The sequence below is a fragment of the Psychromicrobium lacuslunae genome, from assembly GCF_000950575.1.
Classification (GTDB): Bacteria; Actinomycetota; Actinomycetes; order Actinomycetales; family Micrococcaceae; genus Renibacterium; species Renibacterium lacuslunae.
In genome coordinates this window covers 2,972,954-2,995,671 of the sequence record NZ_CP011005.1, presented here as the reverse complement: position 1 = coordinate 2,995,671, position 22,718 = coordinate 2,972,954, and the positions used below count along the sequence as shown (strand labels likewise).

The following is a 22,718-nucleotide window of genomic DNA, read 5'->3' as shown; positions in this document are numbered from 1 at the left end:
CATCCTGCCATTCCGACCAAGGAAAGCCGATGCCGCAGCTTCTATGTGCGGTAATCTTCGCTACTGAGCAGTGGTGAAGCGCCCGAAAACCACGCAACGGACAGCAAGATCTTCAGCCAGTCTTTCGCCCAAGCCCTACCCGACTCCGCCACCATGCCAAGGCCCCGATGCCGATAGTGCCGGCTCCAATCAGGGCGACGAAGAAGAACACCGAACCATAACCCGTTGCGGGGTTCAGGAAGGGGTAAGGCACCCAGCCGTCAGTAGCACCGCGGATTAGCACCACAGTGCACCAAAGCGCTGGGTAGAGCAGTACGAACCACAAATCTCGCCACGCCAATGGCTGCCGATCAGGGCAACAGAGCCAATCGAGCAAGACGTAAACCGGCACCACGATATGCAAAATAGCGTTCGCCCAGGCCAGCTCGACCCCGCCCGGGAGGCCGATCAGCAAAGTGTTATAGACCAAGCCAACGATCACCATGTAAGTAGTAGCGCTGGCTCGAATGAGCATCCAGAGCCGCGAGCTTTTACTGCCACGCAGCGCAGCCAGACCGGCACCCACAAGAACCAGCATCATGATGATGTTGCTCTGCATGGTGAAGTAGCCAAAGAAATTGAACGGGTTAATTGCTGATCTGCTGGCGGTATCGGCGAAAGTCGCGAGCACCGCAAGCAAGATCGCCGCCGCGACCAGCAGACGCAGGACGCCGAAAACCCGGAGCAACGGCGTCATTGCGTGCTGCGGACTCACCAGTAGCCTCGTTCGCGCATCACTTCGGCCAATAGATCGGCCCGATCAGTCATCACACCGTCTACCCCTAGATCAAAAAGAGCATGCATTTGAGCCTTATCGTTAATTGTCCAGACATGCATTTTCAAGCCAAGCCGGTGGGCTCGCCGTACGGATTTCGCGGTCACCAACCGAAAAGGCCCGAAATTCACTGGTAATTGCAAGCAGTCGACATCGTGCAACACCCGGCTCAGCAACTTCCGTGGCAACCAAGCAGCCAATAAGACAAAAGCGGCAATAGAGGCCATCCCACCGGAACTCGTGGTCCGCCGAGATAGCCGTCGCAACACCGCTCGACGTCGCCGGTCAGCGAAGGAAGCTACACAGATTCGGTCATGCAAAGCGTGTCTTTCGATCACTTCGATAAGCGGCTCTACCGAGGCGCCGTCCTTCACATCGAAATTAATCCGAGCCTCCGGAAAAGCGAGCACCATATCTTCAAAGCGAGGAATCGGTTCGCTGCCACCAATCTTTAAGTGAGAAAGCTGCGCAGCGCTGTGTGCCGAAATTTTGCCACTGCCATCGGTGGCGCGATCAAGGCTCTCATCGTGAAAGACCAGTAAGACCCCGTCAGCTGAAGTGCGTAGATCGGTTTCCAGGTAGTCGAAGCCCTGATCAATAGCGGCCTTGAAGGAGCGTAAAGAATTCTCTACAGCCGTTCCGTGTGGAGAAAAACCGCGGTGCGCAAAGGCCAGCGGAACGTCAGAGTCCAGATATCCGGTGCCGGAATGAGTGCTCACGCGGCTAGCGTATCAAGCAGCGTGGATACTCAGACAGCTTCCAGCAGTAATTGTTCTAGAACCTGCGCCACACCGTCGTCCTCAATGCCTGGTGCCAGTAAATTAGCCGCTTGCTTTGCTTCCGGATGCCCGCTTGCCATCGCATAGCCTCGACCGGACCAACTGAGCATCTGGATATCGTTAGGCATATCGCCAAAGGCAACCACCTGACTTGCTGAAATGCCTTTCGACGCGGCGAACTGACTCAGCGTGGCGGCTTTATTCACGCCACGTAGCGACATTTCTAAAAGCGCCACATCGGGAGCCGAATGGGTGGCATCGACCCAGGGCGAAACCACCGGACGCACCTTGGCCAGAAACTCATCCGCGGTACTGTTTTGCACCTTAGCGAGGAACTTAACTACGCCGCACTCCGCCCTAAGTGATTCAGCTAAAGGCCGAGCTTCGATCTGTTTCAGCGCTTCCGGAGCGTTCTCGCCAATAAAATCCTCTTCCAGGTAGAGCCCTTCCAGAGTTTCAGCAGCAAAACTCGCCGAGGGGACTAATTGCTTGATCGCGGCACGCGCGGCCAACACATCAGGGATAGCAATGCACTGGCTGGAAACCACCTGCTCCGTGGCAAGGTCATAAACCAGCGCACCGTTGGAACAGATCACGGTGCCCAGATGCCCCAATTGCTCGCGCACCGGGGCCAGCCAGCGGGGCGGCCGACCGGTGACAAAAACCACTTCGACGCCGGCCGCGACACAAGCCTGGAAGGCGGCGATGGTTCGCGGGCTAATCTTGCCGTTATGCGCCAGGATTGTGCCGTCGATGTCGCTGGCCACCAATTTCATCTTCTCAGGTTATCGGCTTCCGGCAGCTTCGCTGCACGCACCGCAAATTCTCCCCCTCGCGCCCCGCCGCCGAGTGTGTAGATCTACATCTAAAAACCGGCTCAAAACCTGCAGATCTGCACACTCGGCGAGGGGAAGGACACGGTTAGGCCGGGCGGTCGGTGTAGCTTGCGGCGGCAAAGCCACTGAGCCAGAGCCAGCCCCGAGAGAGCGCAAAGCCAGCCGCAACAATCCAGAAAACCCAGCTATAGCCCAGAGTTGCCGCCAAGAAGCCACCAAGCGGAGCGCCGATAACGATCATCGACCGGTTGATTGATCGCATTGTTGCACTCAGCCTGGTCAGCAATCGGACCGGTGTGACCACCGCTCGATAGGCCATTTCATGGGCTCCACTGAGTCCCAGGCTGAAGCCGAAGAGCAACTGGCCCAGCACCAGTGGTATCCACAGTTGCCACCAGACATTGGATCCGCTCGATGCGGTGGGCCACAGACTGGCCTGCCCGGCGATCAGCACGAAGGCGGCGACGTCGAAAACACCGGAGAGGATGATGCACCGACCGGGCCCGATTCGTTGCCCCAGCCGAGTTGTTACCGAGGTGCCTAGCACCGCACCAACCCCCGCGCAGGTGAGGATCAGGCCGACCTGCCAAGCATCGAGTTTGAGCGAGTCGAGTAGGTAGACGGTGAAACTTACCCCCACCATGGCATTGAACAAAAACCACAGGTGGGTACTCAGAGCGAGGACTCGGAGTCTGGGTTGCTGATAAACCGCCGCTAGGCCTTCGAGGATCTGGCTGCGCAGACTCTTGGCAGTACCGACAACTCGCAAGGTGTCCGAGTCATCTACCTCAGCGGTGGGTGGTTCGTTCGATTGCGCTGCGGGCGTCTGCTCCTTGAAGGTCGGTGATTTGCTGCTAATCCGCCAAATCACCAGGGCAGAGAAGATGTAGGAAAGAGCATCGACCAGCAACGCCAGCGGCGCCTTAATCAGGTCGATCAGCAATCCGGCAAGTAGCTGCCCGGTGGTTTGCGCCACCGCATCGCTCTGCTCAATCCGAGCATTTGCTTTCACCAGCAAGCCACGCGGCACCAGGATCGGCAGGTAGGACTGATGTGCCACATCACCGAGTAAGGAAAGCACGCCAAAAAGGATCATCAGGGCGATCACGGTGGGAATGTTCAGTAATCCACTGAGCCCCAAAACGCTGATCAGGCCTAGCGCTAGGCCGCGAAGCAGGTCCACGCTCACTAGAAGCCGACGCTTGGACCAGTGTTCGACCAAGGCGCCGACGATCAAGCCGAGCGCGGCGTAGGGCAGCCAGCGCGCCGCGTTGACCCAGCCGACATCGGTTGAATTACCACCCAGGTTGACTACCACAATGACGGAGAGCGCCAGCGAGGTGACATAACTGCCAAAACTCGACACGGTGGAGGCGGTCCAGAGCAGCATGAAGGCCGGATGCTCCCGCAGCCTCATGCCGACTCCTTAGCTCGGGGGCGCTCCCCCCCCTCCTTGCCGCTCAAACCCTCGCCGAGTGTGCAGATCTACATCTTTTCGATCGGTCTTAAGATGTAGATCTGCACACTCGATACGTGGACGGCACCGGGTTTTTTAGATTTACTGGCTGAAGGTTCCGGTCAGCCTGGCCCGGGCAATGCCGTGCGCGAAAATATTGAAGCCCAGATAAGCCGGGGAACCTTCCGCGGGGATGTCCAAGCTCTCCACATCAAGCGCATGGACCGCGACAATATAGCGATGCGGACCGTGGCCAGCTGGCGGCGCGGCACCCACATAGCCCACAATCCCGGCGTCGTTACGCAACGTCACCGCGCCCGCTGGCAGCGCAGCTGAGCCCGGGCTGCCAGCACCGGCCGGCAGCGAAGTCACCGAGGCCGGAAGGTTGAACACCGACCAATGCCAAAAGCCGCTCGCGGTCGGGGCGTCGGGGTCGAAAACAGTGACCGCGAAGCTCTTCGTTTCGGCCGGAAAACCCGACCAGCTGAGTTCGGGTGACTCATCGGCCCCACCGGGAACACCCATCGCCGCTGAGGTTTGAGCCGCGGACAAGGTCTCGCCGTCGTTGAAGGAGGTGCTGCTCAACTCAAAGCTGGGCAATTGCGGTAAGGCATCGTACGGATCGTAACTAGACATTTTCGCCTTTCGACTTCTCTTCCGGGGTACTTTTCTGCTGAGGCCGAGCACAATTCAAGCCAGGTGCTGCTCAAGGCACCTACTTTTCAGATTAGTGCAGGCCGAGGCCGCGGAGTTCCTCACGACTGGGCGGATTAGCACCGGGCCGGGTCACCGTAATAGCGGCCGCCGCAGCCGCGAACTGCAGGATCTCATGCAATTGCTGCACGCTGATCGCAGCGAGCTGCTCACGCCGCTGCGCACCGTCCAGCTCTCGATCCACTATCGCCGAAAGCAGCGCCGACATAAAGGAATCGCCCGCACCTACGGTATCGGCAACCCGTGTGGCCGGCGCAACACACTGGGCCTCGCCGGCCGCGCTCACCGCCCACGGCCCGTCAACACCTCGGGTGACCACCACCACAGCTGGGCCTCGCTTCAACCAGCTCCGCGCCGAATCGAGCGGCTCGGCTCCGGGGTAGAGAGCCGCCAAATCCTCATCCGAAGCCTTCACCACATCAGCCAGGCTGACAAACTTCTCCGCCCACTCTCGGGCATACTCCACATTGCCAATAATGCTGGGTCGGTAATTCGGATCGTAGCTAATCGTGGCATGGCCACGGGCGGCCAGCACCGCATTTTTGACAGTTTCGACACCAGGTTCCAGCATTGCGGCAATCGATCCGGTGTGCAGCAAGGTGCTGCCTTGCAGCAGCCCTGCTTCTATCCGCGGCAAGATCCAGCTCAGCTCGAATTGGTAATCGGCAGCACCCGATTCATCGAGCTCGGCGCGGGCCACACTGCTCGGTGCCTGGTCAGCAGGCCACGGCAGCAAGACCGAATTAGTTCGCAAATGAGTGGAGATCAGCTGCCCGTAATGATCGCTTCCGTAGCGTCCCAGGAATTGCACCGGATGCCCCAGCCGAGCTAAGCCGACCGCCACGTTCATTGGGCTGCCGCCGACGTGCGGCACCGGCTCCGCGCCCGGGCGGACCACTTCATCAATCAGAGCCTCACCGATCACAGTCAGCATACGGCAAGCCTATAACGAGCGAGATAACCGGGTTTTCAGATGATCACCGCAACGGCTGTCTTCGGATTCGCTGAGAAATCGGCAGCTAATCGGGCTGTAGCAGATATCTTCCTCGGCAGAACCCGCCTAGGATGTTCAGACAGCGACGCCGAAAAAGCAGAAAAGACGGGACCTCACAGTGGCTGCAAAAAAGACCCTGGCACCCAGAATCAATGAAATATCGCTCCCAGAACTTAGCCCTTGCCGTGCCGAGGAGCTTGAGGCTGAAGGTTATTTCGAGGCAAAAAGCCTGGTGGGGCAAGATCTTTCGGATCTTGATTTGAGTGGCATCCAGTTTGTGGAATCAGCCCTGGAAGACATCAACCTCGACGGCACCAAGCTCAAGGCGGCCGCCTTCAAAGAAAGCACTCTCTCCCGGATCAACGCGGCCGCCTTCAGTGCGCCGCGCGGTCGCTGGGCCGATGTTCGATTGGAAAACTCTCGGCTCGGTTCGGTGGAAGTCTACGAAACCGGCTTTAATTCAGTGATCTTCAGCAACTGCAAGCTCGGCTACGTCAATATGCGCGGAGCTAACCTGCTGGATGTGATCTTTGAGAACTGCACCATCGACGAGCTGGATCTTGGCAACGCCAAGACTCATCGGGTGAGCCTTCCCGGCTGCAGAATTGGCCGCCTCGACATCACCCATGCGAGCTTTCAAGACGTCGATCTGCGAGCAGCCGACATCGCTGAATTGACCAGCCCAGAATCGCTCGCCGGTGCCACCCTGACCGAGCAACAGGTGATGTTCCTGGCGGTTTCGCTGGCACGGAATTTGGGGATTCGAATCGAAGGTTGAACTAGAAAGCGGAGATTAGCTCAACTGACTAAACTTTTCAGCTGCCTGCAGAATGAGCTGGCCGGACTTCTCGCTCCCGCTGTGCCCGGCTTCCTTAACGATGTGCAGTTCTGCTTCCGGCCAAGACTGGGCCAATAGCCAGGGCACGTCGACCGGGCTGCCCAGATCATGCTGACCGTGGATGAGGACCGCTGGAATGCCGCGCAGTCGGTCGATCTCACGGAGCAGTTGGCCTTCTTCAAGCCAAGCACCGTGATGGAAATAATGACTGACGATTCGGGCGAACTGCAGTCTGAAATCTTCGTCTTGAAAGCGTTCTGAAGGTTTCCAACCAGGCTCTAGCGAGAGAGCGGCGTCCTCCCAATCGCACCAGCGCTGCGCCGCCTCACGCCGCACACCGAGATCGTCCGATTCATTGAGCAACCGGTTGTACGCAGCAACCAGATCACCTTCCCGTTCGGCTTCCGGAACACCGTCGCGAAAGCGCTGCCACTGCTCCGGTAGGTAGCGCCCGGTCTCGTGGTAGAGCCAATGCACGTCACTGCGCCTGGTCATCGTCACAGAGATGAGGATCATCGCCACCACCCGCTCCGGATGCTTTTGGGCATAGGCCAGCGCCAGAGTGACTCCCCAAGAGCCTCCCCAGAGCACCCAGCGATCCACTCTTAAAAACTGCCGCAAAGATTCAATATCCGCGATCAGATAGTGCGTGGTGTTCAGCGCAAGATCAGTTGTTGGGTCGCTTGCCGAGGGCGTACTCCGCCCGCAATTGCGCTGGTCAAGTTGGATGATCCGATAACGAGCTGGATCCCAGTTCCGTCGGCCACCCGGCGTGGTACCCGAACCAGGACCACCATGCAGCACAAGCACCGGCAAGCCTTCCGGATTACCGCTCTCCTCCCAATACATCAGCTGGCCATCACCCACGTCGAGCATTCCACTACGGTAGGGCTCTATCGGTGCAAAACGCTCAATCATTCTTAAAATATAACAGCACTGTTATATTTTAAGAATGGAATCCGTAGATTTGATTGGCACCCGTCTAAAGCAAGTTCAGGATGCTCTCGACGGAGGATTGGCCGAGGTGTACGCAGAGCTGGGGCTCCCCGGATTCCGTTTGCGCTACACCCCGGTATTACAAGCCTTGCAAGCCCAGGATGGGCAGAGCATCGGGGAACTGGCGACCGCCGTCGGAGTGACTCATTCAGCGATGAGCCAAACCGTCGCTGCACTGCTCAAAGATGCTCTGGTGCTCAGCAGCCAGGGTCGCGATGCCCGTTCTCGACTGATCCGGCTCAGCGACGACGCTAAGAAACTGATGCCTTTGCTCGACGAAGAATGGCGGAGCACCGCGATCATGGCAAGACAGTTGGAGTCCGAGATGAGTTTCCCACTGAGCACAGCACTTGATGAAGTGCTCCAACTCCTCACAGAACGCCCCTATCGGGAACGCTTCGCGGCGGCCCGAGCACAGGTCCCGGCACGGATTGACGAATCAACGACACGGTGAAGCGCAGCGCCGATCAACTCGCGGATCAGAAATATGGTCGAGTGATGATCTCCAGCCCGTGCCCCGCCGGGTCCATAAAATAAACCCCTCGGCCGCCGTGCTCGGTGTTGGTTTCATTCGGCCGCTGCCGCTGCGGGTCAGCCCAATGCTCGACGCCGTTTTCTTGCAACCAGGTGTAAGCCCGGTCAAAGCGATCGTCATCCACCAGGAAAGCGTAATGCTGCATCTGGATTTCAACTGGCGGTTCCGCGAACTGCAGCAATACCCCGTCGTCAAGCTGAATATTAATAAACGGCCCCCAGCTGAGCGCCTCCGGGAGGCCAAAAATATCCCTATAGAACTTAGCTGATTCGTGCCGATCTTTGGCGGCAATAATGGTGTGATTAAAGCTAACTGTGATGATTTTCTCCTGAGTCAGAATGCCAGCGCCGCTAAGCCCCAGCATCCCTCTAGCAAATCAATCTTTCCGTTAGCTGACAAGGCATTGTCCACGCTGATCCCAAAGCCACAGTTGGCCAGTTCCCACAGTTGGCCAGTTCCCACAGTTGGCCAGTTCCCGCGGTTGACCGCCTCCCACAGTTGACCGGGTCCCGCGGTCGAGCTGCCCTACTCATCAAAGCAATTCGCGCAGCACCAACTCCCGGCAGCTCCGCCAAGCCACCGTGGTCGGATCGATCAAGGCGAAATGGTCCCCCGGCACCGCCACCAATTCAGCGTCTCCCCCGGCCGCCCGGGCAGCCGCCAGGTAGTCCTTGGAAAGCTGGGCCGGAACCGTATCGTCCGCCTCGCCGTAAACCGCCCAAATCTTGGCTGGCACCGGTACCTGCTGGATCGGATCGGCCCAATGATAGCGGGGATCATCAGGGTGCCCACCCAGAAAATTAAGCACTGCGCCGTCGCTCAGACCAAGCTGTCGTGCCGTCCCCAGGTCAAGCAATCCTGATTGGCTCACCACCGCATCTGGCAGCAGCCTTGGCTCAGCCCCTGGAACACCGGCTGGCAGCTTCGCCCGGCCAGCAGCCCAAGTGGCCAAATGACCGCCGGCGGAATGGCCGACAATAACAACTTTGTACAGATCCACTTCGAGATCGCACAAAATATCGATTCCGGCAGCCACGTCCTCAAAAGTTTCCGGCCAGCCCCCACCGTTTCCGGCCCGACGGTACTCCAAGTTCCAGCTTGTCACGCCGTGTGCGGCCAGGTCTGCGGCCAGCGGCCGGCCCAGCTCAGCGCCATAGCGCGAGCGCCAGTAGCCGCCGTGGATGATTATCGCGAGACCGGCCCGGCGGCCCGATTCCGGAGCGGGCACGCTCAGCTCCCCGTATTGACTCGGATCATCCCCGTAGTTGATGGTTCGCATCCTCGCCCCCTACTCCCGGCCGTAATATTCAGCGAAATTCCGTAAAATCCGAGCGGGTTCGAGCACCTTCGCGGCGAGCGCACGATTCTTCACTTGCTCGAATTCTTCGGCTGGGAAATATCCGGCATGCCGGTAGACATCGATCCGGGTCAGCAAACCCACCACGTCTAGTTCGGGATGGAACTGAGTTGCGTAGAGGTTCTTTCGGACCCGAAACATCTGTACTCGGCAGCTCTCTGAGGAAGCGAGCAAGGTGGCCTCCGGCGGCAAAACCGAACAAGCCTCTTTATGCCCCACGAAGGCTTGGAATCGTCGTGGCAGACCGCTCAGCAGTGGGTCCGCCATTCCGTCGTCGCTCAATTCAATCTCAACCGGCCCAATGGGTTCGCCAAACTTCTTATCAATCACAGCGCCCTGGTGTTTACCCAGCGTGCCCACCCCGTAACAAGCACCAAGAAAGGGGAAATCCAGCGCCACTACCTCATCCAAAAGCCAGCTCAGTTCAGCTTCAACCCGATTTTGGGTTGGGCTTTTATAGGAGGATGGATCGGAGGAGTTGAACGGACTACCACCCAGAATGATGCCCGAATAGTCTGCTAGCCGAACCTTCGGCAGCGGCGATGCTTCCAGTCGGTGCCAATGTAGCAATTGCTTACTCAAACCGGTGTAGCGCGCGAAAGCCTGCGCTTCCTCTAGGGCAGCAGCATCCTCGGCACGGGTAGAGATCAGCAGGAATGGCTTCACCCTTCCATGGTTTCACATCAGTTCTATATCAGCCGAGCAGGGGGTTCTGCCGCTGGATATCTCGGTTACCGGGGCTACGGTGTTAAGCTCATGCCATGGCCAGCAATTGGGAACGCCTCGATGAACGCCTGCGCCCATCGGTGGCCGCGAGCGTGGCAGAGTATGCCCGGATTAGGCCGGCTTTGAAACTGGTTACCGCTGAAATGGAAACCAGAATTCGGGAAATTTTCGCTGAGGCCGAAGCCAAACCGCTCTTCGTCTCCAGCCGGACCAAAACGGTTGAGTCCTTTCGAGAGAAGGCCTCCCGAATGCTTGAAGCCACTGAGCCGGACGGCGAACCGGTACTGCAGTTTCCCGAACCGCTCCGTAACCTCACCGATCTGGTCGGCGTCCGGGTGATCACCACGTTACCCAGCGAAAACGCCATGGCGGCCAATTTGATCAAGCGGCAGAGGCATACCTTCGACTGCCGTGGGGACCGGGAAAAGGACATCGGCTCCATCGAGTCCGGCACTTATGGATATTCGAGTCGGCACTTGATTTTGCGCAGCATTCAAAATCCGGTGGTGCGCGAGTTTCAGGAGCAGCTTGAGGGTGCCGTAAAGCCTAACGGTAGCTACCTCTTCGAATGTCAGATCCGTACCGTTTTCGCCCACGCTTGGAGCGAGATTGAGCACGATATTCGTTTCAAGGCCGAGGACCGGCGGGCTTGGAGCCCTTACTTCGATCGACAGTTCACCGCTACCGCAGCCATGTTGGAAGCCGTTGAGTCGGCATTCTCTGAGCTCCACGAGCGATACGAGACGGTGACGAGTTATTGGGACGAGGACGGAGAAGGCCAGCAACCACTCACCCCGGAACGGATTAAAGAGATCTGGGTAACGCTGCTGCCACACGTGGATCGGAAGTCCGACGACGACTGGGGCTGGGCGGCTGAACTATTGGCCGCGCACGGGCTAACCAAGACCATCGACCTGGCCGATTTGCTGCAGTCCGAATCGATTATTGATGTGCGGACCGCGCTGGACCATCGATATTCACCCGGCCCCGACCGGCTGCTGGATGATCTCTTGCTCTGGCGGTACGGTCCTGTGCACATTGAACTCACCGCTTCCGGCGAAGCCGGGAACAGTCGCCGAGAAAGCCTGCAACGACGCTGGCGGCAAATGCTCAGTTATCGAAAGTCCCGGGGTAACTAGCAAACTCCACCCATTGACTCATGGCCGAGTGTGCAGATCTACACGTTTTGAGAGCTTCAAACCATGTAGATCTGCACACTCGACGGAAAGAATAGAAAAGTGATCGAAGAACGTCGCGCCAAAGTTGCTGTTACCGTGTTCCCGCTGCTGGTGATTGCTGCCGGGATTCTGGGTTTCCTCTGGCCCGGTGGTTTCACCCCAATGGCTCCAGCAGTGCCGTATTTGCTCGGCGTGATTATGTTCTGCATGGGGCTGACCCTGACTCCGCCCGATTTCGCCTCCGTTGTGCGTCGCCCCTGGGCGGTTGGTCTCGGTATCCTGGCTCACTACGTGATTATGCCGGGCGCTGGTTGGCTGATCGCCGTCGCTCTGCACCTGGACCCAGCTCTTGCGGCCGGTGTCATTCTGGTGGGTTGCGCGCCGAGCGGCACCGCCTCGAATGTAATGGCCTTCTTAGCGAAAGGCGATGTCGCGCTCTCCGTCGCGGTGGCCACCGTCTCAACGCTGATCGCCCCGCTGGTCACGCCCGCCCTGGTGCTCTTGCTGGCCGGTAGCTTCCTCAATATCGACGCCGGGGCAATGGTGCTTGACATCGTCAAGACCGTCTTAATTCCGGTCATTGCCGGTCTCTTGGTACGACTTTTCCTGAAGAAACTGGTGGCCAAAGTTTTGCCGGCGCTGCCCTGGATCTCCGCACTGGTGATCGCCTTTATTGTCGCCATTGTGGTGGCTGGCAGCGCCAGCAAGATCGCCAGCGCCGCTGGGGTGGTCTTCCTCGCCGTGGTGCTACACAATGCTTTCGGCCTCGGCTTGGGCTACCTAGCCGGAAAGCTGGGCGGCTTGGATGTACGCGCCCGCCGCGCGCTGGCCTTCGAGGTCGGCATGCAGAACTCCGGGCTAGCCTCCTCGCTGGCGACAGCTCACTTCTCACCCCTCGCTGCACTTCCCGCCGCGATCTTCTCGGTCTGGCATAACGTCTCCGGAGCGATTGTTGCCGCTTTTATGGCTCGACGGGCCGAACCCAGCGAACCAAGCCCAGCCTCGGTTGAAGCTCAGGGAGCATCGGCCTAGGCTCGAAGAGTAGTAACCCCTACATTTTTGGAGGAAAAGTTATGAAAGCGTCCGAAACTCTCAGCGCAAATCTCCAGTCAGTTCTGGTCGATCTGATCGAACTTCATGTCCAAGGCAAGCAGGCTCACTGGAATATCGTGGGCAAGAACTTCCGTGATCTGCACTTGCAGCTCGACGAGATCATCGCCGACGCACGGGAATTTTCCGACACCATTGCAGAGCGGATGCGAGCGCTGCACGCGGTGCCGGATGGCCGCACGGCGACAGTTACCGCTAGTACCGCATTGCCTGCTTTCCCGTCGGGGCTGGTCGATACCGGCAAGGCCGTTGACCTGGTGGTGGAACGGCTCGATGCCGCGGCAGCCACGGCTCGCCGAGTGCACGACGAGGTCGACGCCGAAGACCCCACCTCGGCAGATTTGCTGCACGCGATTATTGAGAAGCTGGAGCAGTACTCCTGGATGGTCGGCGCCGAAAATATGAGCGCCTAAGCAAGGATTGCTCCCAGTTCCTCGCCCGCTTCCTCATCGCCCCCTTCCTTATCGAGTGTGCAGCTCTACACGTTAAACGGCGTTCAAATCGTGTAGAGCTGCACACTCGATGGAGGCTCGGCGGGAGCGTAGGGACTGGTCCGGACTACTTGGCCTGCCGGGATAGCTTCGAAGGCCACCAAATGGCTTTGCCGATATCGTAGGCCAGGGCTGGCACCAGGATGGAACGCACCAGCACGGTGTCCACCAGGACGCCGAAAGCCACGATGAATGAAATCTGCGCCAGAAAGAGAATCGGGATTACCCCGAGAGCGGCGAAGGTAGCCGCGAGCACTACCCCCGCGGAGGTGATCACCCCACCGGTGACGCCCAGCCCCCGCAGCACGCCGGGCCGAGTGCCCAGCTTGAATGACTCCTCCCGCACCCGGGTCATCAGGAAAATGTTGTAATCCACGCCGAGCGCCACCAGGAAAACGAAGCTGAAGAGCGGCACCGCTGCGTCCGCGCCAGGAAAGTGGAAGATCTGGTTGAACACCAGCGCTGAGACGCCTAGGGCAGCGAGATAGCTCAACACCACTGAACCAATCAACAGCACCGGCGCGAGCACCGAACGCAGCAAGAGCATCAGGATGAAGAGGATCACCAGTAACACAATCGGGATGATTTTGAGTAAGTCCTGTTGGGCGGTCTGATTGGTGTCTAGCGCCACCGCGGTCACTCCACCGATCAGAACGTCTTTGCCACTGAAAGCCTGGCGCAGCTCTTTGACCGTTTCTTCGGCCTCCGCCGAGTCAGCTGGCACGGTCAGCGTAGCGTCGATCATTTCCTTGCCATCTTTGACCACAGCTGGCGCACCCTGAGCCGGACGGCCGGGCCCTTGGTAGGCAGTGGCATCGGAAATATTGGCGTTCGCGGTCAAGGTTTTGATTGCCTCTTGGGCGGAGCCCTGCGGCACAATCACTACCAGAGGACTGCCGCTACCGGCATCGAAATGCTTAGCTAGTGCCTGCTGGCCATCGACGGCGTCTGACTGCTTGAGGATGAGCGCCGTCTGCGGAACACCGTTGGCTTGTAGTTGCAGCACCCCGGCCGCGCCGGCCAGCAAAAGGACTGAGGCGATAATCCAGCTCCACCGAGGGCGTCGCGAAATCAAGCCGCCCACCCGGGCCCACAGCCCGCTGATTCCCTCCAGGCCTGAAACCTCGGCCCGGTGCTGATGATGCTGGTCCGAGGCTTCCTGCAGTTTCGGTTTGAACGGCCAGAAAGCCACCCGGCCAAATACGACTAAAAGTGCGGGTAGGAAAGTTAGCGCTGCCGCGAGCGAAAAGACGATGCCGATGGCGGCAATGGGGCCGAGGCTGCGATTCGAATTGAGGTCCGAGATCAGTAGACACAGCAGGGCAACGATGACGGTACCACCGGAAGCCAGAATTGGCTCCCAGGCACCCCGGATGGCTCGGCCAATGGCGGCCCAGCGCTGCTCGGTGTGCTCAAGTGCCTCGCGGAAACGCGAGACTAAAAGCAGCGAATAGTCAGTGGCCGCGCCAATCACCAGAATGCTCAGAATTCCTTGACTCTGACCGTTCAACGTAATCCAGCCCCAGCTGGCGAAAGCGTAAACCAGCAGGATCGCTCCGGTGAGCGCAAAAACTGAGGTCAAGAGCACGATAAACGGCAAGACAATGGAGCGGTAGACAATCAGCAAAATCACCAGCACTGCGGCGAGCGCTACCACTAAAAGAATGCCGTCAATGCCACCGAAAGCGCTGACCAAATCGGCGCTCAATCCGGCTGGCCCGGTGACGTAGGCGCGCATCCCATCCGGAGCGAGATCATTGGCCACGGTGCGCAACTTTGCAATCACCGTTTTGCTCTCCGCGTCCTTGCTGACCGGCACAATGAATTCGACCGCCAAGCCGTCCTGAGACGGAATAGGACCGGCAATTGAACTAGTCGCCGGGGGCTGCGGAGCCTGCACTCCTCCCACCTCGGCAAAATTACTACTCGCCTTGGCCAGCACTCCGAGCTGCTCTGGACTTAATTTCTTCTCGGCGGTGATCAGGATGATCGCCGGCACCGCTTGAGTATCTGAGAACTTCTGCTGCCACTCCGAGGCTTTTGTGGACTCTGCACTAGCCGGCAGGAAGCTGGCTTGGTCATTCGTCGAGACGCCTGAGAGCTTGCCAAAGGTTGGCCCACCAAAGCTCGCGGCGACCAACCAGAGCACCAGGATCAGCGCTGGCAGCGTGATCCGAAGCCAACGTCGTGGAGAAAAATCCCCGCGCGTCTTGGCACTCTTGTAATATTCAGAGGCAGAACGTTCTCGGGGACTACTGGTACTATTTCCATCATCTAGTCTCTCCATAGTGGAGATAATACAATGAATCAGCAAGAAATACAGCAAAGCCAGTTAGAGCTAACCTTGCTGCTCCGCGAGCTTACGGTGCAAGCCGACAGATTCGTCGAAGTAGTGAGCTCTCGACACGGCCTGCACAGAACACATCTAAACGCCCTTGGCGTACTGTCCAAATCCCAAATCTCTGGTGAAGCAGTGACAGCTGGAAAGCTAGGGCACGAGTTAGGACTCAGCTCGCCAGCCACCACGGCACTCGTGGATCGGCTCGACCGGGCCGGACATGTGGAGCGAAAAAGAGATGCTGTGGACCGTCGCCAAGTGCATATTGTCAGCACACCGCCCGCTCAGGAGATGGGACGCAGACTGTTTTCGCCACTCGCCGAGCAGATGCGCCGAAGCATGTCTAACTATTCTGAAGATCAGTTGGCGCTGGTGCGGCAGTTCATCGACGATATGATCAGCGCAACCAAGGCGGCGCAAGATGAAGTCAGCAAAACACCGGTGAAACTAGAGCCATCGAGGAAAGACTAGCGTCGCTTTCCTGACTTACCGGGCTTACCAGATTTACTGGGTTTACTGGGTTTACTGGGTTTACCCGCTCGCTTAGTAGCAGCCGACTTCGCCGACGATTTCACCGACGACTTCGCCCCGGAGCGGCGGGACTGCTGCCCTTGTTTACCGTCAGCATTTTGACCCGCTGACTTCTTCTGCTGTTTTTGCTGTTTTTGTGGTGGGGTCGGCTCTTGCCGTGAGCTATTCACGGTACGCCCCCTGACGACGCCGATAAATTCTTCAATCTCTGGCTCCTCCCGGTCAGCAAGCCAGGCCAAGCCAATCTCACTCTCTGGCGCATCCAGTACCGGGCGGTACCGCAGTTGCTGGCGATGATGATGCCGCGCTAGAGATTGCGGTAGCAGTAATAAGCCGGCCCCCGCCTGCACCAGATCCAAGGCGGCCTCGATAGCCTCCGCCCCCTCAGCAGTTGGCAGCAGATTCTCGTCAACCAAATCTTTGAGCTCCAGCTCATCAAACGCCGTAATCTCATGATCCTTAGGCGCAAGCACTACGCCAATCTCCCGATAGAGCGGAATCACGTGCAACTGATCCCGGTCTATCGGCAGGCGCACGAAACACAGCTCGAACCGATTCTCCAGCAACGCAGAGCGCTGTTCCTGAACAGCGAGCAGCTGATATTCAAGCGGGTTCTCCGGATGCCTCTCAGCCCAGCGATGAAACCACTTATCCGGGCTCACTCCCGGCACAAATCCAATGCGTAGCACGGAACAAGCCTAGTTGACTGCCGCGCCAAAACAGTCGGAGCTCGCTGCTTTACTAGTTGACATGATCGAACATATCTTCGAATATAGATAGATGAGCGCTTTACCACAGGAACGTCAGTTCGAGATTGCGACACGCCGCAAATCTCAACTCTCTGCCGTGTCCGGGATGGGTTCCGCCATGCCGTCTGGGGAAGCGATCCAGCAGCTACAGTCTCAAATTCACCAGGCGCAGGGCTCACGACTAGAAACTCGCAGCCTACCGACTCACCCCGACCTTCGGCCACTCTTACCAGCTGGAACACTGCAGGCTGGCAGCAGTTATGCAGTACAGAACTCCACTAGCATTGCGATCGCGATGCTCGCCGGACCTTCTTCGGCGGGCCTGTGGTGCGGCGTGGTCGGGGTACCGGACTTCAACGTTGAGGCGGCCGCGGAGTTCGGCATCGACCTAGCGCACCTAGTACTCATCCCTCATCCCGGCGAAAATTGGTTAGCGGTCACCGCGGCCCTGGTCGACATCACCGCTGCGGTACTCATCAATCCCCCGGCCCAGCCTTCTGCCGGTCAAATGGCCAGACTCAGCGCCCGTTTGCGACAACGCGAAGCCGTCTTAATCAGCCAAGCTCCTTGGTCTACCGCCGAGGCGGAACTCCGAGCCGCCGGGAACTCCTGGCAGGGCCTCGATCAAGGCCACGGCCAGCTGAACGGTCGAAGCATAACTGTAGCTGCGGCCTGGCGAAGCCGGAAGAATCGAGCCGAAAAACGTGCCGAACTGAGGCTGCCAGGTTCGATGCCGCAGCTGCCGGGTTCGCAGGCACTCTCCGGAACTCAATCCGAGAAGACGCAGTCCGAGCCCCTGCAGCATCCCGCGCTGACCCTGGCGGTGGGACGATGAACCACCGAGCCATCGTGCTGTGGTGTCCGGACTGGCCGGTTACCGCGGTGATTCAAGAGCAAGGTCTAGACCCTGAAAAACCATTGGCGCTGGTGGACCGGGGGGAAGTTTTCGCTTGCTCCGCCGCGGCACGGCAGCACGGGGTGAAACGTGGCTTGAAAGTCAGAGAAGCTCAGGCTCGATGCACCACGCTGGAAGTTCTTGACTACGATCCCGCGATAGATAGCCGAGCTTTCGCGCCAATACTGGCTGCCATTGAACAGATTATGCCCGGAGTCCAGGTGCTGAGGCCCGGCACCTGCGCGATTCGGGCTAAGGGTCCGGCCCGCTACTTTGGCGGTGAACAGCAAGCAGCGGACGTATTGCGTGAGAGCTTATTGGGATTAGGCATCCCCTGGGTCAGCGTAGGCATTGCGGACGGTATTTTTGCCGCTGAACAGGCTGCCCGAAAAACTAGCACCAGTCGTATTGTGGCCCCCGGTGCTTCGCCGGATTTTCTCTCGACCCTGGGATTGGACGTTTTAGCTCAGCCCGAGCTCGCCACCCTGCTGCAGAGGCTAGGCTTGCAAACCTTGGGCGATTTTGCCGCGCTCACCGACCGGAAGGTACGAAACCGTTTTGGCGAAGAGGGCGCTCGGGCACATTTACTAGCCCGCGGCCTGGACCCGCGAGCAGTAAGACCCCGCACCCCACCACGAAATATGGATATTGCGCTCAGCTTTGAACCCGCTTTAGAGCGCGTTGATCAGCTGGCTTTTGCGGTCAAAACATCGGCGGAGAAATTTATCGATGGCATTGCTGAGACTGGTCAGGTCTGCACCGAACTCAGAGTGCAACTCTTTAGCGACTCCGGAGAGCAGCTGGAGCGGGTCTGGAAGCACCCGCAGTTCTTCGATGCTGAAGACGTTCTAGATCGAGTTCGATGGCAATTGCAAGGTAGCGTCGGGGTGCCGACAACTCTGGACGCGGAACTGAGCTCCGGCATTGTCAAAGTGGTGTTGAGCCCGGAGACTACCGATGATCGCGCCGCCCATGCCAGAGGTTTATGGGGAAACGGTCCGCAGGAACGCGTTCATCACGGGCTCTCCCGGATTCAGAGCATGGTAGGTCACGGAGCAGTGCTGACAGCGGTACTGACCGGCGGTCGAATGCTGGCACAACGCCGTGTTTTGATTCCTTGGGGCGATTCGCCGCCGCTCGTTGCCGAGCAAAAAAGTCGTTCCCAGCCGTGGCCTGGTGCGCTCTCCGGACCAGCACCCGCGACTCTCTTCGAACACCCGCCAGCCGTAACAGTATTAGACGCCGCAGGGCAGCCCATTACGGTAAATCAGCGTCTACAGCTCTCCGGATCACCCGCTTTTTTCGATCCACCGGCCTCTTCTGGTGTCGCAAAAACCCAGCAGCGGCTGATTAATGCTTGGGCTGGCCCATGGCCGGTCGATGAACGCTGGTGGGACGCCGCGGACCAGCAAATCCATCGTTTCCAGATCGTGGATAGTGCCGATACCGGCTGGCTCTTGTTTTGCCAGGCCGGCGAATGGCTCGCAGAAGCGAGGTATGACTAAATGTCACTCACTATGAGATTTCCGGAGGTACAGCATGGGATGGCATAACCCTCCAATGCCCTGGAAAGAATTTGAACGGAAGCTTTCCGGCCGACCAGCTCTCAACCATCCGGAAAAGAATGAAGCAGGGAAAGCGTCGCAATCCTTAAACGCGGCCTATCCTGAGGTTGACGGTGGCGATGCCCCGGCCTGGAGCTATCATCGCCCGCCCTATATTCCGGCTGAGATCGGCCCCCCGGCGGGCCCGGTGCTGCCCTATGCCGAACTGCATGCGCACTCGAATTTCAGTTTCCTCGACGGCGCCTCGGAGCCCGCTGAACTGGTCGAGGAAGCCGTCCGTCTCGGCCTGCATGCCCTAGCGATCACTGATCACGACGGTCTCTACGGGGCCGCCATTATGGCTGAGGCTGCTGCCAGCTACCCGCAACTCAAAACGATCTACGGTGCCGAACTCTCCCTAGGTCTGAGCAAACCGCAAAACGGCGAGGCCGATCCGGAAGGTAACCACCTGCTCATTCTGGCCCGTGGCATCGAGGGCTATCACCGGCTTTCCAGCGCCATCACCCAGGGCCAATTGGCTCATGGTGCGCAGAAGGGGCGGCCGCGTTACCAACTCAGCGAATTGGCCAATTGGGCGGACGGTCACTGGCTGATTTTGACCGGTTGCCGTAAGGGTGCGGTGCGCCGAGCATTAGCTGCTGGATTGACCGAGCAGGACGGCGGGGCCGCAGCCGAGCGGGAAGTCAGCAACTTAGTGGCACTCTTCGGCGCGGAAAACGTCGTCGTAGAACTCTACGATCACGGCAACCCGCAGGACAGCGCCACTAATGACCTGCTGGCAGGTATCGCCGCAAGGCTCGGTCTGCCCGTGGTGGCCACCAATAATGTGCATTACGCCCGGCCGGAACAGCATCGCACCGCAGCGGCTCTAGCCGCCGTCCGGGCCCGGCGCAGTCTGGACGAGCTAGATGGCTGGCTACCCTCCGGCCCAGGCGCTTTCATGCGTAGCGGCGCAGAAATGGAGAACCGCTTTGGCCGGTTTCGTAATCAGGACGGCAGCAGCGCCGTCGGCTATAGCGTCCAGCTCGCCGAGCAATTAGCCTTTCCGCTCAATAAAGCCAAGCCCCGGCTGCCTAAGCTGGCGCTGCCGGAGGGTGAAACTCAGATGAGTCATCTGCGGAACGAAGTCTGGCGAGGGGCGGCCGAGAAGTACCCGGATCTCAGCGAGGAGAAACGTCAGCGGATTGAGAATGAACTGGCGGTGATCGAGGCGAAGGACTTTCCAGGCTATTTCCTGATCGTGCACGAGATCGTGCAGTACGCCAAGAAGCAAGGCATCCTCTGCCAGGGCCGGGGCTCGGCGGCAAACTCGGCGGTCTGCTATTTGCTCGGCATCACCGCCGTCGATTCGATCAAATACGACCTGCCCTTTGAACGCTTCCTTTCCAGCATCCGGGACGAGGAACCCGATATTGACGTGGACTTCGACGCGCGCCGCCGCGAAGAAGTGATTCAGCACGTCTACGAAACTTATGGTCGGTTGAACGCCGCCCAGGTAGCCAATGTGATCAGTTACCGGCCCAAATTCGCGGTTCGCGATATGGCAAAGGCACTGGGCTATTCCAGCGGTCAGCAAGATGCTTGGTCGAAGCAACTGGAAAATCCTTATGGCGGCAGCGTGCGTGCGGCTTATGGCGTGCGTTCCAAAGCTCTGCAAGGCCTGCCCAAGACCCACACCACCGAACCGGAGAACGACATCCCAGAGGAGGTGCAACGCCTGGCCGCTGATATTAGTAAATTTCCCCGGCATTTGGGGATCCACTCCGGCGGCATGGTGCTTACCGAGCGTCCGGTCAGCGAGATCTGTCCGATTGAGCATGCCCGGATGGAGAACCGTACCGTGTTGCAGTGGGATAAGGATGCTTGCGCCTATATGGGGCTGGTGAAGTTCGATCTGCTCGGCCTAGGCATGCTCGCCGCACTGCAACACTGCTTCGATCTGGTTCGGGATAACTACGGTGAACAATGGACTCTGGACACCATCCCCAAAGAGGAGCAGGCCGTCTACGATCAGCTCTGCCTGGCCGATAGCATTGGGGTTTTCCAGGTCGAAAGCCGCGCCCAGATCAGCATTCTGCCGAGACTCAAGCCCCGCAAATTTTACGACTTGGTGGTCGAGGTGGCCTTGGTCCGGCCCGGCCCGATCCAGGGTGGGGCAGTGCATCCCTATATGCGGCAACGCGCTGCCAGAGTTCTCGATCCCGAGGCAGAGATCAGTTACGATCATCCGCTACTGGAACCGGTCTTGAAGCGCACGCTAGGGGTTCCCATCTTCCAGGAGCAGCTGATGCAAATGGCCATCGCGGTCGGTAACTGCACACCGGAGGACGCCGATCTGCTGCGCCGGGCGATGGGCTCCAAACGCGGCGAGGAACGCATTGAATCCCTCAAAGCCAAACTCTTCAACGGAATGGCCGAAAATGGCATCACTGGCGAGGCTGCTGAGGGGATCTACCAACAGATCGCCGCCTTTGCGAACTTTGGTTTTGCCGAGAGCCACTCGATTAGTTTCGCCTTGCTGGTCTACGTCAGCGCCTGGTTGCGATTGCACTACCCGGCAGCTTTTCTGGCTTCACTCTTACGCTCCCAGCCCATGGGTTTCTACTCCGCGCGCACCTTGGTGGAGGACGCCCGACGGCACGGTGTCGAGGTGAGGGGCCCAGACCTACTGCGTTCCGGCGTCGAGGCGGGGCTTGAATTCCTGACCGAGCCCGCCGATGAACCTGAAATCACTACGAGCGGACGGTCATCAAATCACTCACCTGACATCGGCCACCCGGCCAGTCCCGCTACCGAAGCAACTACGCAGAGTAACGATCATAACTGTCATAACAGTCATCTGGTCAGCGGCCTTGCCTCCTGCTTGGAGCACGAGCAGCCAGCAATCCGAAACTTCGATAAGGACGCCGATCACCACTTAGCCGACCACCGCCGGGACAAGGCCCACGTAGTGCGGCTAGGGCTTTCCAGCATTAAGGCGGTCAGCAGCACGCTGGCCGAACGCATTGTGGCAGAACGCGCAAAGGCACCTTTTAGCGATCTGGCTGACCTCTCCCGTCGAGTGGAGCCCAGCACCGCTCAGTTGGAGGCGCTGGCCGCGGCCGGAGCCCTTGAATCCTTAATCAACAGCCGGAGGGAAGCCCTTTGGCAGGCCGGGCCAGCTTCTCAAGAGCGTGCTGATCAGCTACCGGGCATCGCATTACAGTACGAGGCCCCGATGCTGCCGGTCTTCACCGAATTGGATCAGCTGGTTTCGGATATCTGGACCACCGGCATTTCGCCCAAAGATCACCCGCTCCGGCACCTCAGAAAGGAACTGCAAAAGCAAGGCATCGCCCGCGCCCTCGATTTGAAAACCCTAGAGCCCGGGCGCAGGATCCGAGTCGCCGGGGTGGTAACGCATCGACAACGCCCGGCAACCGCGAACAGCACGACCTTCATCAATGTCGAAGACGAGACCGGGCTGATCAACGTGGTCTGCTCAGAAGGAGCTTGGAACCGGCACCGTCGAGTAGTCAGAGAGTCAGCCGGGTTAATTGTTCGAGGCATTCTGGAGCGCTCCGCTGAGGGAGTGACGAATCTGCTGGCTGATCATTTCGAGGAGCTCACGTTACCGGTACAGATGCACTCGCGAGATTTTCGCTAGCCAGGAACTGTTAGCCAGGGACCGTACTGAGCGAGCTGAAACTGGTCTGAGCAGCTCACTAACCCCAATGCTTCCGCGCACCCTCAGTAATCAATTACTGAGGCAAGAACTAAAGGAACGCCGGGCGGTCGCTCATCTGAAGCCAAGCGCTGACAGAGGCGGTAGACTCC

Annotated in this window: 21 protein-coding genes; 9 read left to right on the top strand and 12 right to left on the bottom strand. The window is 58.9% G+C overall.

All coding sequences use genetic code 11. The annotated features are described in order from the left end of the window. Window positions 1-112 precede the first annotated feature (112 nt). The 6 genes from UM93_RS14040 to UM93_RS14015 form a co-directional block, all read right to left on the bottom strand. Complete coding sequence (locus tag UM93_RS14040) at window positions 113-754, bottom strand: Pr6Pr family membrane protein (RefSeq protein WP_199921758.1); 642 nt, start codon at window positions 752-754, stop codon at window positions 113-115. Next, a complete protein-coding gene (locus UM93_RS14035) occupies window positions 751-1,533 on the bottom strand; it encodes a glycerophosphodiester phosphodiesterase family protein (RefSeq protein WP_045076161.1) in 783 nt (260 codons plus the stop codon). The genes UM93_RS14040 and UM93_RS14035 overlap by 4 nt, the downstream gene beginning before the upstream one ends. Before the next feature lie 29 nt (window positions 1,534-1,562). After that, on the bottom strand, window positions 1,563-2,369 hold the full coding sequence (locus UM93_RS14030) for an HAD family hydrolase (RefSeq protein ID WP_045076159.1): 807 nt from the start codon (window positions 2,367-2,369) through the stop codon (window positions 1,563-1,565). A 145-nt stretch (window positions 2,370-2,514) separates the two neighbouring features. Beyond that, the gene (locus UM93_RS14025) at window positions 2,515-3,846 is read right to left on the bottom strand and encodes an MFS transporter (protein WP_045076158.1); all 1,332 of its coding nucleotides are present in this window, start codon (window positions 3,844-3,846) and stop codon (window positions 2,515-2,517) included. Window positions 3,847-3,987: 141 nt separating this feature from the next. Continuing rightward, window positions 3,988-4,521 carry a YbhB/YbcL family Raf kinase inhibitor-like protein gene (locus tag UM93_RS14020; RefSeq protein WP_045076156.1) on the bottom strand — a complete coding sequence of 178 codons (534 nt, stop codon included), beginning with the start codon at window positions 4,519-4,521 and terminating at the stop codon, window positions 3,988-3,990. A 91-nt stretch (window positions 4,522-4,612) separates the two neighbouring features. Further along, window positions 4,613-5,533: a carbohydrate kinase family protein gene (locus UM93_RS14015; protein ID WP_045076155.1), complete on the bottom strand. Its 921-nt coding sequence runs from the start codon at window positions 5,531-5,533 to the stop codon at window positions 4,613-4,615. 178 nt (window positions 5,534-5,711) lie between these two features. Here UM93_RS14015 and UM93_RS14010 point away from each other — a divergent pair, with 178 nt between their 5' ends. Further along, on the top strand, window positions 5,712-6,371 hold the full coding sequence (locus UM93_RS14010; RefSeq protein WP_045076154.1) for a pentapeptide repeat-containing protein: 660 nt from the start codon (window positions 5,712-5,714) through the stop codon (window positions 6,369-6,371). Window positions 6,372-6,386: 15 nt separating this feature from the next. On the opposite strand, the gene pip is transcribed toward UM93_RS14010, so the two are convergent. Next, on the bottom strand, window positions 6,387-7,349 hold the full coding sequence (gene pip, locus UM93_RS14005; RefSeq protein WP_045076153.1) for a prolyl aminopeptidase: 963 nt from the start codon (window positions 7,347-7,349) through the stop codon (window positions 6,387-6,389). A 34-nt stretch (window positions 7,350-7,383) separates the two neighbouring features. On the opposite strand from pip, the gene UM93_RS14000 reads away from it, so the two are divergent. Beyond that, a complete protein-coding gene (locus tag UM93_RS14000; protein ID WP_045076152.1) occupies window positions 7,384-7,881 on the top strand; it encodes a MarR family winged helix-turn-helix transcriptional regulator in 498 nt (165 codons plus the stop codon). A gap of 25 nt (window positions 7,882-7,906) precedes the next feature. Here the strand turns inward: UM93_RS14000 and UM93_RS13995 are convergent, their stop codons facing one another. The 3 genes from UM93_RS13995 to UM93_RS13985 all read right to left on the bottom strand — a co-directional run bounded on the left by UM93_RS13995 (window position 7,907) and on the right by UM93_RS13985 (window position 9,985). Beyond that, complete coding sequence (locus UM93_RS13995; protein WP_234399324.1) at window positions 7,907-8,326, bottom strand: VOC family protein; 420 nt, start codon at window positions 8,324-8,326, stop codon at window positions 7,907-7,909. 168 nt (window positions 8,327-8,494) lie between these two features. Next, window positions 8,495-9,241 carry an alpha/beta hydrolase gene (locus tag UM93_RS13990; protein ID WP_045076151.1) on the bottom strand — a complete coding sequence of 249 codons (747 nt, stop codon included), beginning with the start codon at window positions 9,239-9,241 and terminating at the stop codon, window positions 8,495-8,497. Between the two features lie 9 nt (window positions 9,242-9,250). Beyond that, complete coding sequence (locus UM93_RS13985; protein WP_045076150.1) at window positions 9,251-9,985, bottom strand: glutamine amidotransferase; 735 nt, start codon at window positions 9,983-9,985, stop codon at window positions 9,251-9,253. 95 nt (window positions 9,986-10,080) lie between these two features. Between UM93_RS13985 and UM93_RS13980 the strand changes: the two genes are divergently transcribed. From UM93_RS13980 to UM93_RS13970, 3 genes are all read left to right on the top strand, one after another. Further along, complete coding sequence (locus UM93_RS13980; RefSeq protein ID WP_045076149.1) at window positions 10,081-11,184, top strand: GTP pyrophosphokinase; 1,104 nt, start codon at window positions 10,081-10,083, stop codon at window positions 11,182-11,184. 99 nt (window positions 11,185-11,283) lie between these two features. Further along, a complete protein-coding gene (locus UM93_RS13975; protein ID WP_234399323.1) occupies window positions 11,284-12,255 on the top strand; it encodes a bile acid:sodium symporter family protein in 972 nt (323 codons plus the stop codon). A gap of 41 nt (window positions 12,256-12,296) precedes the next feature. Then, complete coding sequence (locus UM93_RS13970; protein ID WP_045076146.1) at window positions 12,297-12,746, top strand: Dps family protein; 450 nt, start codon at window positions 12,297-12,299, stop codon at window positions 12,744-12,746. A gap of 145 nt (window positions 12,747-12,891) precedes the next feature. On the opposite strand, the gene UM93_RS13965 is transcribed toward UM93_RS13970, so the two are convergent. After that, the gene (locus UM93_RS13965) at window positions 12,892-15,111 is read right to left on the bottom strand and encodes an MMPL family transporter (protein ID WP_082057169.1); all 2,220 of its coding nucleotides are present in this window, start codon (window positions 15,109-15,111) and stop codon (window positions 12,892-12,894) included. A 15-nt stretch (window positions 15,112-15,126) separates the two neighbouring features. Between UM93_RS13965 and UM93_RS13960 the strand changes: the two genes are divergently transcribed. Next, window positions 15,127-15,633, top strand: a complete 507-nt coding sequence (locus tag UM93_RS13960; RefSeq protein ID WP_045076145.1) for a MarR family winged helix-turn-helix transcriptional regulator — start codon at window positions 15,127-15,129, stop codon at window positions 15,631-15,633. Here the strand turns inward: UM93_RS13960 and UM93_RS13955 are convergent. Beyond that, window positions 15,630-16,382, bottom strand: coding sequence for a LysR substrate-binding domain-containing protein (locus UM93_RS13955; RefSeq protein ID WP_045076144.1), 753 nt, complete (start codon window positions 16,380-16,382; stop codon window positions 15,630-15,632). The genes UM93_RS13960 and UM93_RS13955 overlap by 4 nt on opposite strands. A gap of 91 nt (window positions 16,383-16,473) precedes the next feature. On the opposite strand from UM93_RS13955, the gene UM93_RS13950 reads away from it, so the two are divergent. From UM93_RS13950 to UM93_RS13940, 3 genes are read left to right on the top strand one after another with little or no spacing between them, the layout of a single operon-like run. After that, a complete protein-coding gene (locus UM93_RS13950; protein ID WP_157874156.1) occupies window positions 16,474-17,277 on the top strand; it encodes a hypothetical protein in 804 nt (267 codons plus the stop codon). Continuing rightward, window positions 17,274-18,842 (top strand): DNA polymerase Y family protein, encoded by a 1,569-nt coding sequence (locus tag UM93_RS13945; protein WP_045076142.1) that lies wholly within the window; start codon window positions 17,274-17,276, stop codon window positions 18,840-18,842. Before UM93_RS13950 ends, UM93_RS13945 begins: the two co-directional genes overlap by 4 nt. 34 nt (window positions 18,843-18,876) lie before the next feature. Next, window positions 18,877-22,548 (top strand): error-prone DNA polymerase, encoded by a 3,672-nt coding sequence (locus UM93_RS13940; RefSeq protein WP_045076140.1) that lies wholly within the window; start codon window positions 18,877-18,879, stop codon window positions 22,546-22,548. Window positions 22,549-22,718 lie beyond the last annotated feature (170 nt).